9 protein-coding genes and 2 pseudogenes are annotated in these 26,037 nt (G+C 68.5%); 5 read left to right on the top strand and 6 right to left on the bottom strand.

The window, feature by feature from the left end; genetic code table 11:
• Positions 1 to 24 precede the first annotated feature (24 nt).
• Positions 25 to 1,629, top strand: coding sequence for an amidohydrolase (locus KXD96_RS18075; protein ID WP_260738386.1), 1,605 nt, complete (start codon positions 25 to 27; stop codon positions 1,627 to 1,629).
• Positions 1,630 to 1,846: 217 nt separating this feature from the next.
• A pseudogene (lnt, locus tag KXD96_RS18070) lies at positions 1,847 to 4,482 on the top strand (apolipoprotein N-acyltransferase).
• A gap of 8 nt (positions 4,483 to 4,490) precedes the next feature.
• Here the strand turns inward: lnt and rbpA are convergent.
• Positions 4,491 to 4,826 (bottom strand): RNA polymerase-binding protein RbpA, encoded by a 336-nt coding sequence (gene rbpA, locus KXD96_RS18065; protein ID WP_260738384.1) that lies wholly within the window; start codon positions 4,824 to 4,826, stop codon positions 4,491 to 4,493.
• Positions 4,827 to 4,996: 170 nt separating this feature from the next.
• Between rbpA and KXD96_RS18060 the strand changes: the two genes are divergently transcribed.
• The 3 genes from KXD96_RS18060 to KXD96_RS18050 all read left to right on the top strand — a co-directional run bounded on the left by KXD96_RS18060 (position 4,997) and on the right by KXD96_RS18050 (position 20,824).
• On the top strand, positions 4,997 to 5,356 hold the full coding sequence (locus KXD96_RS18060; RefSeq protein ID WP_260738375.1) for a hypothetical protein: 360 nt from the start codon (positions 4,997 to 4,999) through the stop codon (positions 5,354 to 5,356).
• A 323-nt stretch (positions 5,357 to 5,679) separates the two neighbouring features.
• Complete coding sequence (locus KXD96_RS18055; RefSeq protein WP_260738373.1) at positions 5,680 to 18,168, top strand: type I polyketide synthase; 12,489 nt, start codon at positions 5,680 to 5,682, stop codon at positions 18,166 to 18,168.
• Between the two features lie 25 nt (positions 18,169 to 18,193).
• On the top strand, positions 18,194 to 20,824 hold the full coding sequence (locus KXD96_RS18050; RefSeq protein WP_260738371.1) for a sugar epimerase family protein: 2,631 nt from the start codon (positions 18,194 to 18,196) through the stop codon (positions 20,822 to 20,824).
• Positions 20,825 to 20,873: 49 nt separating this feature from the next.
• Here the strand turns inward: KXD96_RS18050 and KXD96_RS18045 are convergent.
• The 5 genes and pseudogenes from KXD96_RS18045 to KXD96_RS18025 all read right to left on the bottom strand — a co-directional run bounded on the left by KXD96_RS18045 (position 20,874) and on the right by KXD96_RS18025 (position 26,037).
• Positions 20,874 to 22,061 (bottom strand): annotated as a pseudogene (locus KXD96_RS18045) (cytochrome P450).
• A 25-nt stretch (positions 22,062 to 22,086) separates the two neighbouring features.
• Positions 22,087 to 23,331 carry a cytochrome P450 gene (locus KXD96_RS18040; RefSeq protein ID WP_260738368.1) on the bottom strand — a complete coding sequence of 415 codons (1,245 nt, stop codon included), beginning with the start codon at positions 23,329 to 23,331 and terminating at the stop codon, positions 22,087 to 22,089.
• 28 nt (positions 23,332 to 23,359) lie between these two features.
• Positions 23,360 to 24,310 carry an SDR family NAD(P)-dependent oxidoreductase gene (locus tag KXD96_RS18035; protein WP_260738362.1) on the bottom strand — a complete coding sequence of 317 codons (951 nt, stop codon included), beginning with the start codon at positions 24,308 to 24,310 and terminating at the stop codon, positions 23,360 to 23,362.
• 21 nt (positions 24,311 to 24,331) lie between these two features.
• Positions 24,332 to 24,754, bottom strand: coding sequence for a hypothetical protein (locus KXD96_RS18030; RefSeq protein WP_260738361.1), 423 nt, complete (start codon positions 24,752 to 24,754; stop codon positions 24,332 to 24,334).
• 50 nt (positions 24,755 to 24,804) lie between these two features.
• Positions 24,805 to 26,037: a cytochrome P450 gene (locus tag KXD96_RS18025; RefSeq protein WP_260738358.1), complete on the bottom strand. Its 1,233-nt coding sequence runs from the start codon at positions 26,035 to 26,037 to the stop codon at positions 24,805 to 24,807.

Below are 26,037 nucleotides of genomic sequence, written 5' to 3'. Positions count from 1 at the left end.
GGCGAAGCCCAGTAGTTTTGCCCTGTGAGCGACACGACGACCACGCTGCTGGTCAACGGCCGGGTGCACAGCCCCACCCACCCCGACGCCACCGCCATCGCGGTGCGGGGCGACGTCGTCGCATGGCTGGGCAGCGATGACGTCGGTCGCGGCCTGTATCCCGACGCCGACCCCGAGGACTTGGACGGCGGTTTCGTGGCGCCGGGATTCGTGGACAGCCACATCCACCTGACCGCGACCGGCCTGACGCTCAGCGGGCTCGACCTGCGCGCGGCGGGCTCGCGGGCGCAGTGCCTCCAGATGGTCGCCGACTACGCGGCCGCCCACCCCGGCCGGCCCGTGTGGGGGCATGGCTGGGACGAGTCGTCGTGGCCGGAGAACAGCCCGCCGAGCACCGCCGACCTCGACGCCGTGCTCGGTGACCGGCCCGCCTACCTGTCCAGGGTCGACGTCCACTCCGCGCTCGCCTCGTCGGGATTGCGCCGGCTGGTCGCGGACCTGCCCGCGGCGGTCGGCTTCGCCCCCGACCGCCCCCTCACCGCCGACGCTCACCACCTGGTCCGCGCCGTCGCCCGTGACCTGCTGACGCCCGAGCAGCTGGCCGAGGCCCGCGCGGCCGCCCTGCGGGCCGCAGCGGCGGCCGGCATCGTCGCGGTGCACGAATGCGCCGGACCCGAGATCGGCGGGCTGGACGACTGGCTGCAGCTGCGGTCCCTCGATTCCGGCGTCGAGGTGATCGGCTACTGGGGCCAGGCGGTGACCACGGCGGCACAGGCGCGCGCACTCATCGAAAAGACCGGAGCCCGCGGACTCGCCGGCGACCTCTTCGTCGACGGTGCACTCGGGTCGCGCACCGCCTGGCTGCACGAGCCGTACGCCGATGCCCCGGACCGGGTCGGCACCTGCTACCTCGACCCCGACCTGATCGAGGCGCATGTCCGGGCGTGCACCGAGGCTGAGGTGACCGCGGGCTTCCACGTCATCGGCGATGCGGCCGTCGCGGCGGTGGTCACCGCCTTCGAACGGGTCGTCGCGCAGCTCGGCGCGGTGGCCGTCGCCCGGTGCGGGCACCGCGTCGAGCACCTCGAAATGGTCACCGCCGAGCAGGCCGCCCAACTCGGGCAATGGGGCGTCATCGCCAGCGTGCAGCCCAACTTCGACGCGCTGTGGGGCGGAACCGACGGCATGTACGCGCGGCGCCTTGGCGCCCAACGAGCCGCTCAGCTCAACCCGCTCGCGCTGTTAGCATCCCAAGGCGTGCCCCTCGCCCTAGGTTCCGACGCACCGGTAACGGGCCTCGACCCGTGGGCGAGCGTGCGCGCGGCGGTCAACCATCACACCCCCGGCAGCGCCGTCTCGGCCCGGGCCGCGTTCGCCGCCGCGACCCGTGGCGGCTGGCGGGCCGCCGGTATGCACGACGGCCGGGCGGGAACCCTGGTGCCCGGCGCGCCGGCCTCCTACGCCGTGTGGGACGCCGGGGCACTGGACGTCCACGCACCTCGCGACGCCGTTCAGCGCTGGTCGACCGACCCGCGCGCCCGAGTGCCTGCCTTACCGCGCTTGGACCCGACCGACGCCTTGCCGCGGTGCCGGCGCACGGTGCATCGGGGCGCTGTCATCTATGGCTAGACACTGGTTGGGCCGAAAAGACCGTCACGACCACGCGGACGAGCCCGACCCGGCGGACGCCGACCTCGCGCCGCGCCCGGGCACCGACCCGGTAAGCGACGAAGCCGAATCGGAGCGCGACGACGAGCCCACCGACGTCGACGCGGAGCCCGCACCCGACGCGGAGCCGGATTCCACCGGACCCGGGGCCCCGCCGCTGAAAAACCGCCTGGCGACCATGGCGCGCCGGACGGGCGCGGGACTCGGCGCGGCGGCGATCGCGCGGTTGCCCGCCGTCCGGGCCGCCATGCTGCCGCGGCTGACCAGGTTGGTGTGCGCCGTAGCGGGCGGTGCACTCCTCTTCGCCAGCTTCCCGGCGCTGAACTGGTGGTGGGGCGCGGTCGTCGCGGCCGCGCTGCTGGCCTGGACGCTCAAGCATCCGGCGACAACACCGGCGGGTGGGTTGGGCTACGGATTCCTGTTCGGCCTGGCGTTCTACCTGCCGCTGCTGCCCTGGGTCAGCACGCTCGTCGGCGCCGGGCCCTGGGTGGTGCTGGCGATGACGTGTGCGCTCTTTCCCGCGATCTTCGGCCTGTGCGCCGTGCTCGTGCGCGGGCTGCCGGGGTGGCCCGTCTGGTTTGCGCTGGTGTGGGCGGCCCAGGAGTGGCTGAAATCAATCGTCCCGTTCGGCGGCTTCCCGTGGGGGTCGGTGGCTTTCGGCCAAGCGCAGGGCCCCTTCTTGCCGTTGGTCCAGCTCGGGGGTGCCGCGCTGCTCTCGACGGCGATCATGCTGGTGGGCTTCAGCGCGACCGCCATCGAGCTGGAGATCGTGAAGTGGTGGCACACCGGGAATCGGTCGCATCGTGGCGACGGCGGCGAAGAACCTCCCACGGCCGATACGGCCCCACCCGCGGTGGTGCTGCCGGGCGTCTGCATATGCCTGGTGCTGTTCGCGTCCGTCGTCGTCTGGCCGCAGGTTCGACACGCCGGCACGGGATCGGGCGGCGAGCCCTCGGTCACCGTCGCGGTGGTCCAGGGGAACGTGCCGCGGCTCGGTCTGGACTTCAACGCGCAACGCCGCGCGGTGCTCGACAACCACGTCCGCGAAACGCTGCGGCTGGCGGAGGACGTGCGCTCCGGACAGGCGCCGCAACCGCAATTCGTCATCTGGCCGGAGGACTCCTCGGACATCGACCCGGGGGAAAATGTCGACGCCGCGCTGGAGATATCGCAGGCCGCAACGGCGATCGGCGCGCCGATCCTGATCGGCACGGTGGCGGAACTGCCCGGCAGCCCGCCGGAGAATCCGGAGTACACCAACACGATGATCGTGTGGAATCCGTCCACCGGGCCGGCCGACCGGCACGACAAGGAGATCGTGCAGCCGTTCGGCGAATACCTGCCGATGCCGTGGCTGTTCAAGCACCTCTCCGGGTACGCCGACCGCGCCGGGAACATGGTGCCCCGCCCGGGCCCCGACGTGGCGCACATCGCTGGGGTGCCGGTCGGCGTGGCCACGTGCTGGGAGGTGATCTTCGACCGTGTCCCTCGCAAAGCGGTCCGCAACGGCGCCCAATTGCTGGCCGTGCCGAGCAACAACGCCACCTTCAACAAGACGATGAGCGAACAGCAGCTGGGCTTCGCCAAGGTGCGCGCCGTCGAGCACGATCGATACGTGGTCGTCGCGGGCACCACCGGAATCAGCGCGGTGATCGCGCCGGACGGCGTCGAGCTGGTGCGCACGGACTTCTTCCAGCCCGATTACCTGGACATCCAGGTGCGCCTGAAGACGAAACTGACGCCCGCGACCCGGTGGGGCCCGATGCTGCAATGGCTCCTGGTCGCTGCCGCCGGAGCGGCGATCCTGGTCGGGGTACGGCAGAATGGATGGTTCCCGCGTCCGATTCGTCAGCGGTCCCGGGCCCCGGATGAATCCCCAAACACCGGTACGCCCGCGGGCGAAACCCCGCCCGACGAGGGCGGGGACCGGACTCCGCCGGATGACGGCGGTGACTACACTCCGCCCCACGAGGGCGGCCGACCAGCGTCGCGTAATCTCGGGCGACACAGAGGAGCTACATGACCACCGGCCAGCCGGCGCCCCGGGACCCGGGAAACCGTCCCAGCGAGCGCGTCCTGGTGATCATCCCCACCTACAACGAGCGGGAGAACCTGCCGGTGATCCACCGGCGGCTGAAGGACGCGTGCCCCCACGTGCACGTGCTCATCGTCGACGACAGCAGCCCCGACGGCACCGGCGAACTCGCCGAGGAGCTGGCGGCCGCCGATGCCGGTCGCACACACGTGATGCACCGGACCGCCAAGGACGGCCTGGGCGCGGCGTATCTGGCCGGCTTCGCCTGGGGCCTCAGCCGCGACTACTCGGTGCTGGTGGAAATGGACGCCGACGGCAGCCACGCCCCCGAACAGCTGCACCGGCTGCTGGACGCCGTCGACGCGGGCGCCGATCTGGCCATCGGGTCCCGCTATGTCGAGGGCGGGACGGTGCGAAATTGGCCGTGGCGACGCTGGGCGCTGTCTTGGACGGCCAACACCTACGCCCGCCTCGCTCTGGGTATCGGTGTCCATGACATCACCGCGGGCTACCGCGCCTACCGCCGGGAAGTCCTCGAGGCGATCGGTCTCGAGGCGGTGGATTCGAAGGGCTACTGCTTCCAGATCGACCTGACCTGGCGCACCGTCTGCAACGGGTTCGTCATCACCGAGGTGCCGATCACCTTCACCGAGCGTGAACTCGGTGTCTCCAAAATGAGCGGATCGAACATCCGCGAGGCGCTGGTCAAGGTCACCCGGTGGGGGATCGAGGGCCGCAAGAGCGGCGCCGGCAGCCAGCGCGCCAAAAACCGCACCTAGGCGGTCGCTCAGCCCCGGCGGCGTGTCCGGATGATGTCGAGCCGCTCCTTGAGCAACTCTTCGAGTTCTTCGATGCTGCGCCGCTCCAGCAACATGTCCCAGTGCGTGCGCGGCGGCTTCACCTTCTTCGGCTCGGGCAGGTCGCCCTCGATCAGGGTGCCTTCCATGCCGTTGCGGCACAGCCAGGTGCCGGGGATCTCGGCGTCATCGGCGAACGGGACCTCGAACTCCTCGCCGTTCTCGGTGCGGTACCGCGCGATCTGACGCGGCGCGAGGTCATGGTTGCGGTCGGTCTCGTAGCTCACGGCTCCGAGACGGCTGCCCCTAAGGACGCGATCAGCCATGCTGCTACTCCTCTAAGTCTTCTGAACTGTCGGGCTGCTGTCGTGCAATTCTGTCCGTTTGGCAAACGTTGCGGCGCTCTGCCTAGTTCCCGGGCTCGGCGGCCGGCGTACGCGACGCGACCTTCAATGATACCGGGATCGCCGGGCAATCCCGACTAAAGTCGGCAGGCGTGAGCCGTCGTCCCCGCCCCCAGCCTTGCCGCTGGTGCGGTCGAGACGTGTCCGACGCCGGGATGGGACGTCGCCGCCAGTATTGCCGGCAGTCCTGCCGGCAGCGGGCATACGAACAACGCGCGTCGTTGACCCGTGGCGGTGCCGGGACCGCACTGGACTTGCCCGCCGATGCGGTGGTCCTGTCGGCCGACGACGCGGCCGACCTGTCCGACCGGGTCTACCAGGTGCGGTGCGCGGCCGAGGACGTCGCCACCGCCCTGGAAGAGGGAGCCCAGCCAACCGAACTGCGCGAATTGTGCGACGTCCTGATCCGGGCCGCCCGGGCGGCCGACGGCTGGCGCCGGGCGGGTGTCTGACCGCCCTGACCACTACCGATGCATACCCGGGTACAGTCGCGCCATGGACGGCGCGTCAGATGTATCCCGGGGCTTCAGCGGCCCCGACACCCGCAACGGCGCGTTCCGCACCCCCCTGGACAAGGCGTGCCTCACGCCGAAGCCGGTCCTCCTGTAGCAGCCGGGAGCATCGGACGTTTTGAAATACCGTCAGAGTTGGCCATACTCACCAGCGACATTCTTGGGCCGGAGAGCGGCACGACATCGCATCGTGCAGCAATTTCCGTGACTCGGCGAGAGTCGCATCGGGGCAGCTGACGGCCAAAGTTAGGCGAGAGGTAGTGATGGTGGATCAACTCCAGCATGCGACCGAAGCGCTGCGCAAGGCGCTGGTCCAGGTCGAACGCCTGAAACGCACCAACCGTGCGCTGCTGGAGCGGTCGAGCGAGCCGATCGCGATCGTCGGCATGTCCTGCCGCTTCCCCGGCGGGGTCGAAACACCAGAAGACCTGTGGCAGATGGTGGCCGAGGGCCGCGACGTGATCACGGAGTTTCCCACCGATCGCGGCTGGGACCTGGCGAGCCTGTATGACCCGGACCCCGACGCGCGCCACAAGACGTACGCGAACACCGGCGGCTTCGTCGACGGTGTCGCCGACTTCGATGCGGCCTTCTTCGGGATCGCTCCGAGCGAGGCGCTCGCGATGGACCCCCAGCATCGGATGTTGCTGGAACTCTCCTGGGAGGCGCTGGAGCGGGGCGGGATCGACCCCAGCGGCCTGCGAGGCAGCGCGACCGGGGTGTTCGCCGGCCTCATCGTCCAGGGCTACGGCATGCTCGCCGAAGAGATCGAGGGCTACCGCCTGACCGGGATGACCTCCAGCGTCGCCTCCGGTCGGGTGTCGTACGTGCTCGGGCTCGAGGGCCCTGCGGTGTCGGTGGATACGGCGTGTTCGTCATCGTTGGTGGCGTTGCACATGGCGGTGCAGTCGTTGCGCTCGGGCGAGTGTGACCTGGCGTTGGCCGGTGGCGCGACCGTGAACTCCACGCCGACGGTCTTCGTCGAGTTCAGCCGCCACCGGGGGCTGGCCCCGGACGGCCGGTGCAAGGCGTATGCCGGAGCGGCCGATGGCGTCGGCTGGTCGGAGGGCGGCGCGATGCTGGTCGTCGAGCGACTGTCGGACGCGCGCCGGCTGGGCCACCCGGTGCTGGCGCTGGTGCGTGGCTCGGCGGTCAACCAGGACGGTGCGTCCAACGGGTTGACGGCGCCGAATGGTCCGTCGCAGCAGCGGGTGGTGCGCGCGGCGCTCGCCAATGCCGGCTTGTCGGCGGCCGACGTCGATGTCGTGGAAGGCCACGGTACGGGCACCACGTTGGGCGACCCCATCGAAGCCCAGGCCCTGTTGGCGACGTACGGCCAGGATAGGTCGGAGCCGCTGTGGCTGGGGTCGATCAAGTCGAACATGGGTCACACCCAGGCCGCGGCGGGCGCGGCCGGTGTGATCAAGATGGTCCAGGCCATGCGCCACGAAATGTTGCCGCCGACATTGCATGTCGACGCGCCCAGCCCGCATGTCGATTGGTCTGCGGGATCGGTGTCGCTGCTGACCGAGGCGCAGCCCTGGCCGGCGAGCCGGGTCCAACGAGCCGGCATCTCTTCGTTCGGGATCAGCGGCACCAACGCGCACGTCATCGTCGAAGCGGTTCCAGCGCCCGAGCCGTCGGAGGATTGCCCGAAGCCCGTCGCGGTGCCGTGGGTGGTGTCGGCGAAATCGTTGTCGGCGTTGAGGTCTCAGGCCGCCCGGCTGGCCGGACACGTGCGTGACCATGGTGAGCCCATGGATGTCGCCGACGTGGCCTGGTCCCTGGCGGGCCGCGCGACCTTCGAGCACCGGGCCGTCGTTGTCGGTGGCGATCGAGACCGGTTGCTGGCCGGGCTGGATGAGCTGGCCGGTGACGACCCGGCCGGTGCCGTCATTCAGGGCGCCGCCGTGCACGCCGGCAAGAACGTCTTCGTGTTCCCCGGCCAAGGCTCTCAATGGCTGGGCATGGGAATCGAATTGCTGGAAACCGCACCGGTATTCGCGCAGCAGATGGACGCGTGCGCCGAAGCATTCGCGGAATTCGTCGACTGGTCGCTGATCGACGTCCTGCGTGGCGCCCCGGGCGCTCCGGGTCTGGACCGCGTGGACGTGGTGCAGCCGGTGCTCTTCGCCGTGATGGTGTCGCTGGCCGAACTGTGGAAATCGGTCGGAGTCAGCCCGGACGCGGTGATCGGCCATTCACAGGGCGAGATCGCCGCCGCCTATGTCGCCGGCGCCCTCTCGCTGCGTGATGCCGCTCGGGTGGTCACGCTGCGCAGCCGGCTGCTGCGGTCGCTGGCCCACTCCGGGGGCATGCTGTCGATCGCGTGCAGCACCGAGCGCGCCCGGGAACTGTTGGCGCCCTACGGTAATCGTGTCAGCATCGCGGCCGTCAACGGCCCGTTTGCGGTGGTGGTATCGGGCGATGTGGCCGCGCTGGACGAACTCGTCGGCTTCTGCGCCGATCTCGAGCTGCGCACCCGCCGGATCGACGTGGACTATGCGTCGCACTCGATCGAGGTCGAGGCCATTCGTGATGAACTGGTTGAGGTCCTCGCCGGGATCGAGCCCCGGACCTCGCGCGTCGCCTTCTTTTCCACGGTAACCGGAAACCGTTTGGACACCGCCGGTTTGGACGCCGCGTACTGGTATCGCAACATTCGGCAGACCGTGCAGTTCGACCAGGCGGTGCGCGCCGCGTGCGAGCACGGATACCGCACGTTCATCGAGTCCAGTCCGCATCCCGCGCTGATCGCCGGTATCGAAGGCACCGCCAACGACTGCCTGAAAAACTCAGCCGGCGACTCCGAGGCCATCGTGATTCCCACCCTGGGCCGTGACGACGGCGGCCTCGAGCGGTTCCTGACGTCGGCCGCCGCCGCATTCGTGGCGGGCGTAAGCGTGAATTGGCGCGGTGTGTTGGCAGGGGCGAGCTTCGTGGAGCTGCCGACGTACGCGTTTGACCGGCGCAGGTTTTGGCTGGCCGGCGAGGGCATCGGGGCTGACGCAGCGGGCTTGGGGCTGGGTACCAGCGAGCACGCGTTGCTCAGCGCGGTGGTGGAGCTACCGGCTTCGGACGGCGTGCTGCTGACGGGTCGTTTGTCGCCCGGCCTGCAGGGCTGGCTGGGCGATCACGCGGTCTCCGGTGCCGCCGTGTTCCCGGGCGCGGGGTTTGTCGAGTTGGCGATCCGGGCCGGCGACGAAGTCGGTTGTTCGGTGGTCGACGAACTGACACTGCAGGCACCCCTGATGCTGCCCGCCTCCAGTTCGGTTGCCGTGCAAGTGGTTGTGGGGCCCAGCGAGGAATCGGGACGGCGCTCCGTCGCGGTGTTCTCCCGCCCCGACGCGGGTTCGGCGTGGGTATGTCACGCGGAGGGGATCTTGAGCTCCCGCTCGATTGAGCCCAGCGCCGATCTGTCGGTGTGGCCGCCCGAGGGCGCGGTCGCGGTGGACGTGGCCGACGGCTATGACCAGCTGGCGACGCACGGCTACGGTTACGGCCCGGCGTTCAGGGGGCTGACCGCGACGTGGATCCGCGGCGACGAGGTGTTCGCCGAGGTGCGGCTGCCGGACGCGGCGGGGGGCGCCAGCGGGTTCGGGTTGCACCCGGCGTTGCTCGACGCGGCGATGCACGCCGTCATCATGGCCCAGCAGGCGGCGGGCCGGCCCGTCGAAGTGATGCTGCCGTTCTCGTGGCAAGACGTTTCGTTGCACGCCGCGGGTGCGACCGCGGTCCGCGCGCGGATAGCGCCGACCGACGGCACCACCGCGATCTCGATCGAGCTCGCCGACGGGCTGGGCTTGCCGGTGCTGTCGGTGGGCGCGATGGTCGCCCGCCCGGTGAGCGAGCGGCAGCTGCGCGCGGCGGTGACCAGCTCGGGCCCTGAGCGGCTGTTCGAGGTGGCGTGGTCGCCGGCGGCGCCGGGCGCCGCCGGCGAGGCGCCGTCCTACGAGGTTCTGGAATCGGTTGCCACCGAACAGGATCCGGTCACGGCGACCTACGAGCGCACCCATCGGGCGCTGGCCGCGGTGCAGTCGTGGTTGACCGAGCGCGACTCCGGCGTGCTGGTCGTGGCGACTCGCGGCGCAATCGGATTGGCGGGGGAGGACACCACCGATCTGCCCGGCGCGGCGGTGTGGGGTCTGGTGCGCTCGGCGCAAACGGAGCATCCCGGCCGCATCGTCCTGGTGGATTCCGATGCGCCGCTGGATGAACAGGCCATCGCGTCGGTGCTCGCGGCCGCGGAGCCGCAGGTATTGCTGCGCAACGGCCAGGTCTACACGGCGCGGGTGCGGCCCAGCCGTGCGGTCGACGACCTCCTGGTGCCTCCGGGCGGGGGCCCCTGGCGGCTGGGCATCAGCAGCGCCGGCACCTTTGAAAACCTGCGGCTGGAGCCGGTTCCCAACGCCGACGCGCCATTGGAGCCGGGCCAGGTTCGGGTGGCGCTGCGCGCGATCGCGGCCAACTTCCGCGACATCATGATCACCCTGGGCATGTTCACCCACGACGCGCTGCTCGGCGGCGAGGGCGCCGGCGTGGTGGTCGAAGTCGGCCCGGGCGTCACCGAATTCGCAGTCGGCGACTCGGTTTACGGGTTTTTCCCCGACGGCAGCGGCACGCTGGTCGCCGGCGACATCCGGCTGTTGCAGCCGATGCCGCCGGACTGGTCGTACGCCGAAGCCGCCGCCATCTCGGCCGTCTTCACCACCGCGTACATGGCCTTCGTGCACCTGGCCGATGTCAAGCCGGGTCAACGGGTGTTGGTGCATGCGGCCGCCGGCGGTGTCGGGATGGCCGCGGTGCAGTTGGGCCGGCATTTGGGTCTCGAGATATTCGCGACGGCCAGTCGTGGCAAGTGGGACACGTTGCGGGCCATGGGCTTCGACGACGACCACATCGCGGATTCCCGCAGCTTGGAGTTCGAGGAGAAGTTCCGGGCGGCGACCGGTGGCCGGGGCATGGACGTGGTGCTGGATTCGCTGGCCGGCGACTTCGTGGACGCCTCCCTGCGGCTGGTGGCCCCCGGCGGCGTGTTCCTGGAGATGGGCAAGACGGACATCCGCGACCCCGGCGTGATCGCCCAGGAATATCCCGGCCTGCGCTACCGCGCCTTCGACCTCTTCGAGCCTGGCCGTCCCCGGATGCACCAGTGGATGATCGAATTGGCCGGACTTTTCGAGGCCGGTGCGTTGCGGCCGTTACCGGTCACCACCTTCGACATCCGACGCGCACGGACGGCGTTGCGGTACCTGAGCCAGGCCCGCCACGTCGGCAAGGTCGTCATGACCATTCCCGACGCGTGGGCCGCCGGGACCGTGCTGATCACCGGTGGAACCGGAATGGCGGGTTCGGCGCTGGCCCGCCACCTGGTGACCCAGCACGGTGTGCAAAACGTCGTGTTGCTGAGCCGCACCGGTCCGGCCGCGCCCGGATGCCCCGAGTTGGTCGCCGAACTGGAGGAAGCCGGAGCCTGGGCGCGCGCCGTCGCGTGCGACGCAGCCGACCGGAAGGCGCTGGCCTCCGTGATCGCCGACATCCCGGCCAGCCATCCGCTGACCGGGGTGATCCATGCGGCCGGTGTGCTCGACGACGCGGTGGTCACCTCGTTGACCCCGGAGCGGGTCGATGCGGTGTTGCGCGCCAAGGTCGATGCCGCCTGGAACCTGCACGAGCTCACGCGCGATCGCGGCCTGTCGGTGTTCGTCATGTTCTCGTCGATGGCCGGCCTGGTGGGGTCGTCGGGCCAGGCCAACTACGCGGCGGCGAACTGTTTCCTGGACGCACTGGCCGCGCACCGGCGGGCTCATGGGCTGCCGGCGATCTCGCTGGGCTGGGGGTTGTGGGATCAAGCCAGCGCCATGACCGGTGGGCTCGACGCGGCCGACCTCGCCCGGCTCGGCCGCGACGGGATCTTGGCCTTGTCGTCGGACGAGGCGATGGAACTGTTCGACACCGCATTGATCGTCGACGAGCCGTTCCTGGCGCCCGCCCGCATCGACCTGGGTGCCCTGCGTGCCCACGCCGCCGCGGTGCCACCCATGTTCGCCGACCTGGTCGCGGCGCCCTCGCGGCGTCAGGTCGACGACTCGCTGGTGGCCGCGAAGTCGAAATCGGCTCTGGCGCATCGTCTGCACGGGCTACCCGAACCTGAACAGCACGCCGTGCTGCTGGACCTGGTCCGCTCGCACATCGCCACCGTCCTCGGTAACACCACCCCGGAGGCGATCGACCCGGACAAGGCGTTCCAGGACCTGGGCTTCGACTCGCTGACCGCCGTCGAAATGCGCAACCGGCTGAAAACCGCCACCGGGCTGCCGCTCTCACCCACCCTCATCTTCGACTACCCGACACCGAACGGCCTGGCGGGCTACATCCGCAGCGAACTCGCCGGGGTCTCACCGGAAGTCACCACCGCCCCGGTCGTTCGCGCCGTCGGCGACGACCCGATCGTGATCGTCGGCATGTCTTGCCGCTACCCGGGCGGGGTGACTTCCCCGGAGGACCTGTGGCAGATGCTCATCGAGCGCCGCGACGTGCTCTCGGAGTTCCCCACCGACCGGGGCTGGGACCTGGCCGGCATCTACAACCCGGATCCCGACGTCCCGGGCACGTGCTACACCCGCACCGGCGGCTTCGTCGACGGTGTCGCGGACTTCGACCCCGGCTTCTTCGGTATCGCACCCAGCGAGGCGCTGGCGATGGATCCGCAGCAGCGGATGTTCCTCGAACTGTCTTGGGAAGCCTTGGAGCGGGCCGGAATTGAACCCGGCGCATTGCGGGGTAGCGCGACCGGCGTCTTCGCCGGGGTGTACACCCAGGGCTACGGCATGGGCGCCGGCGCGGCCGCGGAGGGCTTTCGCCTGACCGGGCAGTCGTCGAGTGTGGCGTCCGGCCGTATTTCGTACGTGCTGGGCTTGGAAGGCCCCGCGGTGTCGGTGGATACCGCGTGCTCGTCCTCGTTGGTGGCGTTGCACATGGCGGCGCAGTCGCTGCGGTCGGGCGAGTGCGATCTGGCGCTGGCCGGCGGCGTCACCGTCAACGCCACACCCGACATCTTCGTGGAGTTCAGCCGCATGCGCGGGCTTTCCGCGGACGGCCGGTGCAAGGCGTACGCGGGGGCCGCCGACGGCACCGGATTCTCCGAAGGTGGCGGCATGCTCGTCATGGAGCGCCTCTCGGATGCGCAGCGGCTCGGTCACCCGGTGCTGGCGGTGGTGCGGGGTTCGGCGATCAATCAGGACGGCGCCTCCAACGGCCTGACCGCGCCCAACGGTCCGTCGCAGCAGCGGGTGGTGCGCGCCGCGCTGGCCAACGCCGGACTGTCCGCGGCCGAGGTCGACGTGGTCGAGGGCCACGGCACGGGGACCACACTGGGTGATCCCATTGAGGCCCAAGCGTTGTTGGCCACCTACGGACAGGACCGTGCCGAGCCGCTCTTCCTGGGCTCGATCAAGTCCAACATGGGCCACACGCAGGCCGCCGCCGGCGTGGCCGGGGTGATCAAGATGGTGCTGGCGATGCGCCACGACCTGCTGCCGGCGACGCTGCACGTCGACGAACCCAGTCCGCACGTCGACTGGTCGGTGGGATCGGTGTCGCTGCTGACCGAACCGCGGAACTGGCCGGCGACTCGTCCGCGCCGGGCCGGGGTGTCCTCATTCGGCATCAGCGGCACCAACGCGCATGTGATCATCGAGGCGGCACGGGTAGAGTCCGCGCCTGCGGTGGAACCCGTCAATGCGCCCGTGCTGCCCTGGGTGGTATCGGCGAAGTCGTTGCCGGCGTTGGGTTCCCAAGCTGAGCGGCTCGCCGGGCACCTACGCCGGCACGCCGAGCTCGATGCCGGTGATGTGGCGTGGTCGTTGGCGGGCCGGTCGAACTTCGAGCACCGCGCGGTGGTCGTCGGGGGTGATCGCGAGCAGTTGCTGGCCGGCCTCGACGAGTTGGCCGCGGGTCAGGTCGGGTCGGTGGTCCAGGGCTCGGCGTCCGGCGGCAAGACCGTCTTCGTCTTCCCAGGGCAAGGCGCCCAGATGCTCGGCATGGGCATGGGCTTGCACGCCGCCTACCCGGTGTTTGCCGAGGCGTTCAACACGGTCGTGGCCGAACTGGACCGGCACCTGTTGCGGCCGTTGCGTGAAGTCATGTGGGGCCACGACGAAAACCTGATCAACACCACCGAATTCGCACAGCCCGCGCTGTTCGCGGTGGAAGTCGCGTTGTTCCGGTTGCTCGAATCCTGGGGTGTGCACCCCGACTTCGTGCTTGGCCACTCGATCGGCGAGTTGTCGGCCGCGCACGTCGCCGGTGTGCTGTCGCTGGAGAACGCCGCCGTGTTGGTCGCCGCCCGCGGACGTTTCATGCAGGCCCTGCCGGAGGGTGGGGCGATGATCGCCGTGCAGGCCACCGAGGAGGAAGTGCGGCCGCTGCTGGTGCCCTCCGAAGAGGCCGGCGTGGGCATCGCCGCCGTCAACGGGCCGGCGTCGGTGGTCATTTCGGGCGCCGAGGACAAGGTGGCCGCGCTCGCGGACCGACTCCGCGCCGACGGCCGCCGCGTCCACCAGTTGGCGGTGTCCCATGCGTTCCACTCGCCGTTGATGGAGCCGATGCTCGACGAATTCGGCACGGTCGCAGCCGGGCTCGCCATCGGCAAACCGACGATACCGGTCGTGTCGAACCTGACCGGGCAGCTGGCGGGCGACGACTTCGCTTCGCCGGCCTACTGGAAACGGCATATCCGCGAAGCTGTGCGGTTCGCCGACAGTGTGCGCTTCGTGCACTCGGCGGGCGGAAACCGCTTCCTCGAGGTCGGTCCCGGCAGCGGGCTGACCGCGTCGATCGAAGAGTCGCTTCCGGACGCGCCGATCGTCACCATGTCGGCGCTGCGCAAGGACCGTCCGGAACCGGTGGCCCTGACCAACGCGGTCGCGCAGGGATTCGTCGCGGGGATGGACGTGGACTGGCGCGGCGTGATCGGCAAAGCCCGTCTCGTTGAGCTGCCGACCTATGCCTTTGAGCGCCGGAGGTTTTGGCTGTCCGGCGACGACGCCACGGTCGACGCCGCGGGCTTGGGGCTCGCGCCCGGCGAGCACGCGTTGCTCGGCGCGGTGGTGGACCTGCCGGCGTCCGGTGGGGTGGTGTTGACGGGCCGGTTGTCGCCCAGTGCGCAGGGCTGGTTGGCCGATCACGCCGTCGGGGGTGTGGTGTTGTTCCCCGGCGCTGGATTTGTGGAGCTGGCTATCCGTGCCGGCGACGAAGTGGGTTGCGGCGTGGTCGAGGAACTGAACCTGGCCGCCCCCTTGGTCTTGCCGGGCTCCGGCTCGGTCGCGGTGCAGGTCGTGGTTGGCGACACCGACGACTCGGGTGCCCGCGCCGTGTCGGTGTTTTCCCGCGCCGACGCGGGTTCGGGCTGGTCGCTACACGCCGAGGGTGTGCTGCGCGCCGGGTCGGTGCAGCCGAGCGCGGACCTGTCGGCGTGGCCACCGATCGGTGCCACCCCGGTGGATGTCGGCGACGGCTATGAGCGGTTGGCCGAGCGCGGGTATGGATACGGCCCCGCTTTCCGCGGGCTGACGTCGATGTGGCGTCGCGGCGACGAGGTGTTCGCCGAAGTGACGCTGCCCGCCGACGCGGGGGTCTCGCCGTCGGGGTTCGGCGTCCACCCGGCGATGCTCGACGCCGCGTTGCACGCGGTGATCCTGGCGTCCGACGGCGACGAACTCCCCGAAGGCTCGATGCTGGTGCCGTTCTCGTGGCAGCGGGTGTCGCTGCACGCCGCCGGAGCGACGGCGGTGCGGGCGCGGATCGTGCCGGTGAGTGAGTCCGCGGTGTCGATCGAACTCGCGGACGGGCTGGGGCTGCCGGTGCTCTCGGTGGCGTCGATGGTGGCCCGGCCGGTCACCGACCAGCAGCTGCTGGCGGCGGTGTCGAGTTCGGGACCCGACCGGCTCTTCGAGGTCATCTGGTCCGCGCAGCGGTCGACCTCCGTTCAGCCCGTCTCGGTGTCCGCCTGGGGTGCAACGGAGTTCGACAACACCGAGGCGCAACCGTCGGCGGTGGTGTTCGAGTCGACACCGATGGTCGACGATGTCGTGGCCGACGTGTACGCGGCCACGCGCGCGGTGCTGCCGGTGCTGCAGTCGTGGCTGGCCCGCGACGGGGCGGGCACCCTGGTGGTGGCGACCCGCGGCGCGATGGCGTTGCCGGGGGAGGACGTCACCGACCTGGCGGGCGCGGCGGTGTGGGGACTGGTGCGGTCGGCGCAGACCGAACACCCGGGCCGCATCCTGCTCGTCGACACCGACGGCCCGTTGGACGAGGAGTCGGTGGCGGCGGCCTTGTCGGCCGGTGAGCCGCAGGTCTTGCTGCGCGGCGCAACCGTGTACACCGCCCGGGTGCATGGCAGTCGCGCCGTCGGCGGCCTGTTGGTGCCCCCGACCGACGGACCGTGGCGACTCGGCATGAGCAGTTACGGCACCTTCGAAAACCTGCGGTTGGAGCGCATCCCCGACGCCGACGCCCCGCTGGCGCCCGGACAGGTACGGGTTGCGGTGTCGGCCCTGGCCGCCAACTTCCGCGACGTGATGATCGCGCTGGGCCTGTATCCGGATCCGGACGCCGTCATGGGCATCGAGGCCTCCGGCGTCGTCGTGGAAATTGGGCCGGAAACCGGCCCGGGCGAGAGGCGTTTCGCGATCGGCGACCGCGTCATGGGCCTGTTCCCCGACGGCACCGGCACGATCGCCAGGACCGACCACCGCCTGCTCGCCAAGATGCCGGCGGGCTGGTCGCACACCGCGGCCGCCACCACCACGGTGGTGTTCGCCACCGCCTTCTACGCGTTGGTGGACCTGGCCGCGGCCAAGCGCCGCCAGCGGGTGTTGGTGCACGCCGCCACCGGCGGGGTGGGTATGGCCGCGGTGCAGCTGGCCCGCCACCTGGGTCTGGAGGTGTTCGCCACCGCCAGCCGCGGCAAGTGGGACACGCTGCGGGCCATGGGCTTTGACGATGACCACATCGCGGATTCCCGCAGCCTGGAATTCGAGGACAAGTTCCGGGCGGTCAGCGGCGGGCGCGGCATGGACCTGGTGCTGGATTCGCTGTCCGGCGATTTCGTGGACGCCTCCCTGCGGCTGGTGGCCCCCGGCGGCGTGTTCCTGGAGATGGGCAAGACCGACATGCGCGACCCCGAGGCGGTCGCCCAGCAGCACCCCGGCGTGCGCTACCGCGCCTTCGACCTGTTCGAGGCCGGGCCGGACCGCATCGCGCAGATACTCGACGAACTGACCGCCTTGTTCGGTGACGACGTGCTGCGGCCGTTGCCGGTCACCAGGTTTGACGTCCGACGCGCGCCGGCCGCGCTGCGGTACTTGAGCCAGGCGCGCCACGTCGGCAAGGTCGTCATGAACATGCCGGACGCCTGGGCGGCCGGCACCGTGTTGATCACCGGTGCCACCGGGATGGCGGGTTCGGCGATGGCCCGCCACGTGGTGACCCGCCACGACGCGCGGAACCTGGTGTTGGTGAGCCGGCGCGGCCTGGACGCGCCCGGGGCCGCGGAACTGGTGACGGAACTCAGCGCCGCCGGTGCCCAGGTGCAAGTGGTGGCCTGCGACGCCGCCGATCGCGAGGCGCTGGCGAAGGTGATCGCGGATATCCCGGTGCAGCGGCCGTTGTCGGGGGTGATCCACGCGGCCGGCGTGCTCGACGACGCGGTGATTTCCTCGCTCACTCCGGAGCGAGTGGAGGCGGTGCTGCGGGCCAAGGTGGATGCGGCGTGGAACCTGCACGAGCTGACCCGCGACCTGGATGTGTCTGCGTTCGTGATGTTTTCGTCGATGGCCGGGTTGGCGGGGGCCTCGGGCCAAGCCAACTACGCGGCGGCAAACTCGTTCCTGGACGGGCTGGCCGTGCACCGGCGCACCCACGGGTTGCCGGCGATGTCTCTGGCCTGGGGACTGTGGGATCAGGCCAGCGCCATGACCGGCGCGCTCGGCGCCGCCGATCGTGCGCGGTTCGGCCGTGACGGAATCGTCGCGATGTCCTCGGACGAGGCGCTCGAACTGATGGACACCGCGCTGATCGTCGACGAGCCGTTCCTGTTGCCTGCCCACATCGACCGTGCCGCGCTGCGGGTCAAGTTCGACGGCGGAACGTTGCCGCCGATGTTCGTTGATCTGATCAACGCGCCCACCCGGCGTCAGGTCGACGACTCGCTGGCCGCGGCGAAGTCGAAATCGGCTCTGCTGCAGCGCCTGGAAGGATTGCCCGAGGACGAGCAACAGGCGGTGCTGCTGGATTTGGTGCGGGCCAACATCGCCACCGTGCTCGGCAATTCCAGCCCCGATTCCATCGACCCGGACCGGGCATTCCAGGAGCTCGGCTTCGACTCGCTGACCGCGGTCGAGATGCGCAACCGGCTCAAATCCGCTACCGGCCTGGCGCTGTCACCCACGCTGATCTTCGACTACCCGAACTCCGCCGCGCTGGCCGGATATATGCACCGCGAACTCGTCGGCGCAGCCGAGCAGCAGAGCCCGGCCGCCGCGCCCGGCGAGGCCGAGATTCAGCGCGCCGTGGCATCGATTCCGGTCAAGCGACTGCGACAGGCGGGGGTGCTGGAGCTGTTGCTGGCGTTGGCAAATGAAGCCGACGGACAGTCGCCGGCCGCCGCGGTGACCTCGGAGAAGGATATCGCGGACATGGACCTCGAGGATCTGGTCAACGCCGCGCTGATGGACGACGACGAATAGCCATGAGCTTGAGCAAGGCCAGTCAGTGAGAATCGCCGTCACCGGGGCCGGCGGCGTCGTCGGCCGGGGCCTTACCGCTCGCCTGCTCAGCGAAGGCCACGGCGTCATCGGGATCGCCAGGCACCGGCCCGAAAGCTGGCCGAGTGCCGCCGAATTCGTCGAGGCCGACATCCGGGACGCCGATGCGGTCAACCGCGCCTTGACCGGCACCGACGTTGTCGCGCACTGTGCTTGGGCGAACAGTCCCGGCCCCGAGGCCCAGATCAGCCACCAGGTCAACATCGAAGGCACCCGCAACGTCCTGGCGGCGATGGCCGAGACCGGAGCCAGGAGGATCGTTTTCGCGTCGTCGGCACACGTCTACGGCGGCGGAGACGCGCCGAAGACCGAGCACGACGCGAGAACGCCGGTCAGCGCCGACGGCCAAGACAAGGCCCGGGTCGAGCGGATGCTTGAGGAATCGGGCCTGGAATGGGTCGCGATCCGCTCCGCGCTGATCCTCGGCCGGAGTGTCGATAACTGGGTGCGCCGGCTGTTGGCGCTGCCGGGATTCCCCGACGGGTCGGCCGACCGTCTCATGCAGGTGGTCCACCTCGACGATGCCCTTCGGCTATTCAACCGGGCGATCGTGGACACCGAAATAGGCAGCGGCCCCGTTAATCTCGCCGCACCGGGCGAGCTGACCTTCCGGCGGGTCGCCGCCGCGCTTGGCCGTCCCGTCGTGCGCTCGGGCTTCGAACTGGCCGAACTGCAACTGGTGCACGGCGCCGCGTTCATGGATACCGCGCGGTTGCGTGAGCAGTGGGGGTTCCGGCCGGCGTGGAACTCCGGTGAATGCGTCGAGGATTTCGCGCTCGCGGTGCGCGGCCGGGTCACCGTGGGCAAGCGGGTGGTGTCGCTACCGTGGCGGATGGCCAGCATCGGAGACCTTCCCTCCGTTGACGCGCCCTCCGAGGACGGGGTGAAGCCCAATTGGGCTGGCCCGGCCGGGGATAACGGGGAATTCGATACCCCGATCGACCCGCGCTTTCCGACTTTCCTGGCCACCAATTTGTCCGAGGCGCTGCCTGGCCCGTTCTCGCCGGCGTCGGCATCGGTGACCGTGCGCGGGCTGCGCGCTGGCGGCGTGGCCATCGCCGAGCGACTGCGGCCCGGCGGCATCATCCAGCGTGAAATCGCCATGCGAACCGTCGCGGTCTTCGCCCACCGGCTCTACGGTGCCATCACCTCGGCGCATTTCATGGCCGAAACCGTACCGTTTGCCAAGCCCGCGACGATCGTCAGCAACAGCGGATTCTTCGGTCCCAGCATGGCGTCGTTGCCCATCTTCGGTGAGGAGCGTGCACGCTCCGAAACCAGCTGGATCCGAAAGCAACTGCGGACCGTTCGCAACATCGGGGTATTCGGCGTCAACCTCATCGGCCTGTCCGCCGGCTCGTCCAGGGACACCCACGAGTTCGTCGCCGATGTCGATCACCTGGAACGCTTGGCCGACGACGTCACCCGGCTGGACGATCGTCGGCTGCTCAGCCTGATCACCTTGGCGCGCGACGACGTGGTGCATGGCTGGGTACTGGCATCGGCGTCGTTCATGCTGTGCGCGGCGTTCAACGTCCTGCTGCGCGGATTGTGTGGGCGAGACACCGCCGCACCGGCGGGACCGGAATTGGTCAGCGCGCGCTCGGTCGAGGCGATGCAGCGGTTGGTGGTTGCCGCACAGCGCGACCCGAAAGTGACGGCGCTGCTGGCCGAACCGGGGGAGCGGCTGGGCAAGCTGGCCGTCGAGGCGCCGGAGTTTCACGCCGCCGTACTCGCCGAGCTGGCGCTGATCGGGCATCGGGGCCCGGCCGAGCTCGAGATGCTATCGATCAGCTACGCCGATGATCCCGAGTTGCTCGTCCGGATGGTGACCAGAGCGATGAGCGTCCCCCCCGCGCCTCAACCATCGCCCCCTCGGATTCCCCTGCACGCCAAGCCCGTTGCGCAGCTGGCAGCACGCCAGCTCCGCGACCGCGAAGTCCGTCGCGACAAAGTGGTGCGGGCCAACTGGGTGCTACGCAACTTGATGCGTGAGTACGGGCGCAGGTTGGTCGAGGCCGGAATCTTCGCTACTGCCGATGATGTGTTCTATCTGCTCGTTGACGAGCTTGATGCACTCCCGGCGGATGTCGGGGGGCTGGTGGCCCGGCGGCGTGCCGAACAACGCCGGCTGGTCGCCGTGGTTCCGCCGACGGTGTTCAGCGGGAGCTGGCAACCAACCACAACGACGTCGGCGGTTCTCGGCAGCGGGGAGACTCTGCGCGGTGTCGGAGTGTGCGGGGGGAAGGTGCGAGGCCGCGTGCGGATCGTGCGGCCCGAGACGATCGATGACCTCCAACCGGGCGAAGTCCTTGTCGCGGAGGTCACCGACGTCGGATATACGGCCGCGTTCTGCTACGCCGCGGCAGTGGTGACCGAATTGGGCGGCCCGATGTCCCACGCGGCTGTGGTGGCCCGCGAATTCGGCTTCCCCTGTGTGGTGGACGTGCAGGGAGCTACCAAGTCGTTGCCGCCCGGCGCCCTGGTCGAAGTCGACGGCACGACGGGCGAGATCTGCGTGTTGGAGTTGACGTCTGCGGATCATCCGCCGCTTCCGGCGAACGATCACGCCGACTGAAATCGGTTGCGCCACGGGCCGATATGACGCGGTGTTTCGATGTGGACGGTCACGGCGCCTCCGTCGCGAGAATCCTCAGCGGCAGCCTGGGCAACATGGAGGTGGGGGATGGCCAGGTGATTTCGGGACGATATCCGTTCTCAAGCTCGAAATGGGGAATGCGGCTCAGCCATTGGGTCACGATTACATTCATTTCCATCCGGGCCAGATGAGAGCCGACGCAACGGTGCGGACCGCCACCGAAGCCCCAATGCTTGTGCACCTTGCCATCCAGCACTACGTCATCACCGGAGATCGCGTCGCTGCCATCCCGGTTGATCGCCCCTAAGCACAGTCGGACCCGCGAGCCGGCCGGCAATGTGATGCCGGCAATGGTGACCTCCTCTGTGGTCACCCGGGGAACGACGGGCGCCGACGACTCAAGCCGGACAATCTCCTCGACGAAAACGTCTATTTCAGAGGGTTTTTGGCAAAGCCTTTGACGCAGGTCGGGACGGCGAGCCAACTCGAGCATCGCCGCCCCGATGGCTGAGGTGACGGTGTCCAGGCCCGCCAGCACGAAGAAGAAGGCCACGCCGAGGGCTTCATCGTCGGTCATCGCGTCCTCGCCGACCAGTACCTGGGACAGGACATCGTCGCCCGGATTCTGCCGATGAGCGGCGACGGCCTCGGTGAGGTAGGCGAACAGCTCCAGCGCCCGCGTCAGATCCGGGGCTTCACCGGCGGCGTTCGGGATGCTCAGTTCGATGATGGCGTCCTTCCACCCGATTAGCCTCTACTGATCCTGTAGCGGCAGGCCGAACAGCGTCAGGAAGACCTGCGACGGGTAGGGAGTTGCCAGGTCGGCCATCACCTCACACTTGTCGCGTCCGGCAATCGAGTCGATGATGTCGATCGCTTGGTCCTGTATCGAGGGCAGTATCGCTGCAAGCGCATGTGGGCTGAAGAACGGTTGCAGAATCTTGCGGAACCGGGTGTGTTCGGGAGGATCAAAGGCCGCGGGTACCAGCGGCAGTGGGCTGCCGACGATCTCGAATGCCTTCTTGGAAGAGAAAACACGCGGATTACGCAGCGCGGCAAGTACATCAGATCGACGAGTCAAAGCGTACCAACCGTCGCTCAATACCACCGGACCGGCTTCTCGCAAGGTAGCCCAACCGGCGCCCCGGTCGAGGGACATCGGCAAATCGATCATGTCGAGCACCGGAATGACCTGGGAATCAGGAGACTTGGTCATAGGAGTTATCTCTTTCGGTTGGCGGCTACACCGCTGCGTTTGATCTGTCAAACTCGAGTGCAAGGCTGGTGGGTCCACTCATGCCGAGAAGCGGTCTCCACGGCGGGGGTTCGGTGCACCTCGGATGCGGAAGCCGGTAGGCGAGTATCTTGAGCGCTTCGGAGAGCTCCCGCCTGGCGAGGTTAGCGCCGAGGCAGTAGTGAGCGCCCCCGCCGAAGGTGAGGATGGGCGGCGGATCGTTGCGAGTGATGTCGAATCGCGTGGGGTCGTCGTAAACGGAGGGATCCCTGTTGGCGGCAAAGGTGTTCACGATGATGAAGGTGCCCGCTGGGAACGTGTAGTCGTCGATCGTGACGTCGTCAGTGACGCTGCGGACGGTGCTGCACATCGACGGAGAATGACGCATGGTCTCCTCGACGGCTTTCATTCCGAGCTCAGGGCTGTCACGAAGCAGCGCCCACTGGTCCGGATGCTCGGATAAGACTTGCATCGAGGCGGCCAATTGCGTACGTGTGGTGTCGGTTCCGGCCACCAGGATGCTGAACGCCAGCATCCGGACTTCTCCGGCATCGAGCCGATCTCCTCGGTCTTCCGCGCGGATGAGTTCGGAGAGCAGGTCGTCTGTGAGTGCATTGCGCCGGTCGGCGATCATCCCGTCGATGTATTCGTCAAAAGCGTCCCAGGCCTTCAGGACCTTGGGCTCTTCCTCGGCCAGATTGCAGTCGAAGCTGACTATCTTGAATATGTCCTCTGCCCACTTCGAGAACAGCAGCCAGTCTTGCCGGGGTGCACCCAGGAGGGCACAGATAACGGGGATCGGGTAGGGCCGCGCGATCTCCTCGACGAACTCACAACGCTCTTCCGCGACAACGGCATCGACGAGTTCATTGATGACGGCATGGATCGTCTCGTCCATGCGCGCGGTCGCTCGTGGGGTGAAGGCCCTCGAAACCAGGCTGCGCAACCGCCGGTGTTCGGCGCCCTCCATGCAGAGGATGCTGCGGACGACGCGGTCCCACAGCTCACCGGATGTCACCCCGTGCGCAGTGAGGTGGATGCCCGGCGGGATGCCGAACCGTGGGTCGCCCAGCACGGTTCGAGCAAGTTCGTAGGAGAGCACTTCCGGCCCGACGGGTCCCAGCGCGACCGGTGCCACCTGCTGGGCGGCCCGAAATTGAGGATAGATTTCCTGGGGTGTCGCCGTGACGTCGTAGTTCAGCACCGGTAGATCGGCGTCAAAGACACTGGGCTTTGCGGTACCGACGCTCATGATGTCTCCCTGTCGCGGTCTCGATTGCTCAAATCGGTTGGTAGGGCTTCAGAACGACGCCTATCTGGGCCGCACCGGTGGGCCCGGCAGGTAGCTCGCCGGGGTCGGGGATCATCGTCGCCGTGCGCTTGTCGATGACCGTCGAGAGGTGGTCTCGCACTTTCTCGACGGTGAGCCCGGTGTCGGTGTATCCCGCAGTCTGGCCGAAAACGCGCAGGCCGACGTTGCCGGCGCCCGCTTCGAGGTTGGCTCCCGAGATCTCGCAGGCCTCATGAGCCAAATAACCGACGGCGGGTGACACCAGGCCGGTGGGGAAATGCGCCTCCATCAATGAGGTGAACGGCGACGTCTCGTTGAAGTGCCGGATAGCGGTGGTGTTGGCGGCCGGTCCCAGCGCGTTGACCTTGATACCGAACGGCGCGCCTTCGACGGCCAGCCCGCGGGTCAATCCGAAGATGCCGCTCTTGGCCGCACCGTAGATGGAAAGGTTCTCGATCCCGAACATCGCGCCTGACGTCGTGTTCACAATCCGTCCATACCCCGCCTCACGCATGTGCGGCCATGCCGCCCGGCACATCCACACGGTTCCCATCAGGTGCACGTCGATGATCGTGCGGATATCGGCACTGGAGATCTCGTCGAAATGCGCCATGAAGCAGACCCCGGCGTTGTTCACCACGATGTCGAGGCGTCCCCACGTGTCCAGCGCCGTCGTGACTACACGGCGGGCGCCGTCTTCCTCGGCAACGCTGTGTTGATCGGGAACCGCCTCGCCGCCGGCGGCGAGGATCTCTTCGACGACCTCCTCCGCATTCGCCCGCATGGTTCCCCGCCCGTCGGGGCCCACGCCAAGGTCATTGACCACCACTTTGGCTCCGCGCTCGGCGAGCAGAGTCGCATGGGACCGGCCCAAACTGGGGTCCTGGCCACCGGCCCCGGTGACGATGGCAACCCGGCCGTCGAATCGAAGCTCGCTCATGGCAGTCCTTTTCGTGGCTTCCTACGGCAGGTTGGTCGACAGGAATGTCAGGGGCAGGCCGAGCACTGACAAGTCGATTTCCTCGAGATAGTTGCCCTCACCCTCGAAGCCTTGCCGGAAGCGCGTGGTCGAGCCGTAGCGCTTGGCGATATCCTCTGCCTCCGACGCTCCGGGAACCTGCACCACCACCGTGAAAACGCCACCATCACCATGACTGGCCAGGAATTCGGTCACCGACGTGGCCACCTCGGCGGTGGACCCCGGGTTGGGACTGATCAGCTCGATGCCCCGATTCCAATCCAGGAGCACCCGGATCCCGAGTTCGTCCAAATTGATCTCATCGAAGCTGAAGCCCAGTTCGGTGAATAGCTGTCCCACGGCGTCATGTCGATCCCTTGCCACCGCGAAGACGACGTGATGCAGCCGCGACGGTGAATCATTCATTCGTGACCTCCGGGCGGGATCGGGAGAGTGCTCGGGAAGCCGGACGCGCGTCATGGGCGGCCGAAATCTATGGGAAGACTTGTCGGCCCGCTCATGCCGAGCATCGGCTTCCACGGTGCCGGTCCGACACGTCGGGCTTCCGGCAGCCGCTGCACCAGGATCTTGAGGCCTTCGGCCAGCTCCAGCCGGGCCAGGTTTGCGCCGAGGCAATAGTGCACACCGCCGCCGAATGTCAGTACCGCCGGCGCTTCGTTGCGGGTGATGTCGAAGCGGTCAGGTTCCTGGTAGATATTCGGATCGCGGTTGGCTGCAAACGAATTCACAAAAATATAGGTCCCACTCGGGAACGTGTATCCGTCCAACTCGACATCTTCGTTCACGGTGCGGACGGTGTTGCACACGGCGGGCGAGTGGCGCATGCTCTCTTCGACCGCCGGCATGGCGAGTTCGGGGTGCTCGCGCAGCATCGCCCACTGCTCCGGGTGATCGAGCAGCACCTGCAAGGACGCGGCCAGCTGATTGCGCGTGGTATCCGTTCCGGCAAGCAACAATCCGGCCACCGTCATGCGGAGTTCGTCGGCATTGAGGCGGTCACCGTCATCCTCGGCGCGGATGAGATCGGAGAGTAGGTCGTCGGTCAGGTGGTGTCGTCGCTCGGCGACCATTTCATCGACATAGGCGTCGAGCTCGGCCCAACCGCGAAGGATCGCGGGCTTTTCGTCGGCGAGATTGACCGAGAAGTTGGCCATCTTGAAGATGGCTTCCGCCCATCGTGAAAACTGTGCCCAGCTCCCACGTGGCGCACCGAGCAATGCACAGATGATTGGGATCGGGTAGTGACGGGCAATGTCAGTCACAACGTCACAGCGACCGGCGTCGACGACGCCATCGACCAGTTCGTTAACGACTTCGCCGATAGTGTCGTGCAGACGCGCGGTTGCCCGTGGGGTGAATGCCCGCGACACCAAGCTTCGCAGCCGATGATGTTCGGAGCCTTCCGCGCAGATTATGCTTCCGACAACTCTGTCCCAAAGCGGGCCCGAGGTCACGCCTTGCGCGCTCAGGTGAAGACCCGGGGGAATGATGAATCGGGTGTCGCGGAGGACGGTGCGCGCGAGCTCGTAGGAGAGGATCTCGGGTCCGAATGGGCCGAGTGCGATTGGTCCACGTAGCTGCGCTGCCCGGATGCGAGCGCAGACCTCGTGCGGTGACTCGGTGATGTCGTATTCGAGCGCCGGAAGTCCCGCCTCAAAGACACTGGGCGCACCGGTTGTTGCGGTCAT

Source organism: Mycobacterium sp. SMC-2 (genome assembly GCF_025263485.1).
Classification (GTDB): Bacteria; Actinomycetota; Actinomycetes; order Mycobacteriales; family Mycobacteriaceae; genus Mycobacterium.
Note: the sequence above shows the minus strand (reverse complement) of the source record. Positions and strands in the feature narration are given on the sequence as shown.

What these genes read in the sequence shown, in the direction of transcription:
- rbpA (WP_260738384.1), bottom strand. Translation starts at nt 4,826, where the DNA reads ATGGCTGATCGCGTCCTTAGGGGCAGCCGTCTCGGAGCCGTGAGCTAC.
- KXD96_RS18055 (WP_260738373.1), top strand. Translation starts at nt 5,680, where the DNA reads ATGGTGGATCAACTCCAGCATGCGACCGAAGCGCTGCGCAAGGCGCTG.
- KXD96_RS18040 (WP_260738368.1), bottom strand. Translation starts at nt 23,331, where the DNA reads ATGAGCGTCGGTACCGCAAAGCCCAGTGTCTTTGACGCCGATCTACCG.
- KXD96_RS18035 (WP_260738362.1), bottom strand. Translation starts at nt 24,310, where the DNA reads ATGAGCGAGCTTCGATTCGACGGCCGGGTTGCCATCGTCACCGGGGCC.
- KXD96_RS18030 (WP_260738361.1), bottom strand. Translation starts at nt 24,754, where the DNA reads ATGAATGATTCACCGTCGCGGCTGCATCACGTCGTCTTCGCGGTGGCA.
- KXD96_RS18025 (WP_260738358.1), bottom strand. Translation starts at nt 26,037, where the DNA reads ATGACCGCAACAACCGGTGCGCCCAGTGTCTTTGAGGCGGGACTTCCG.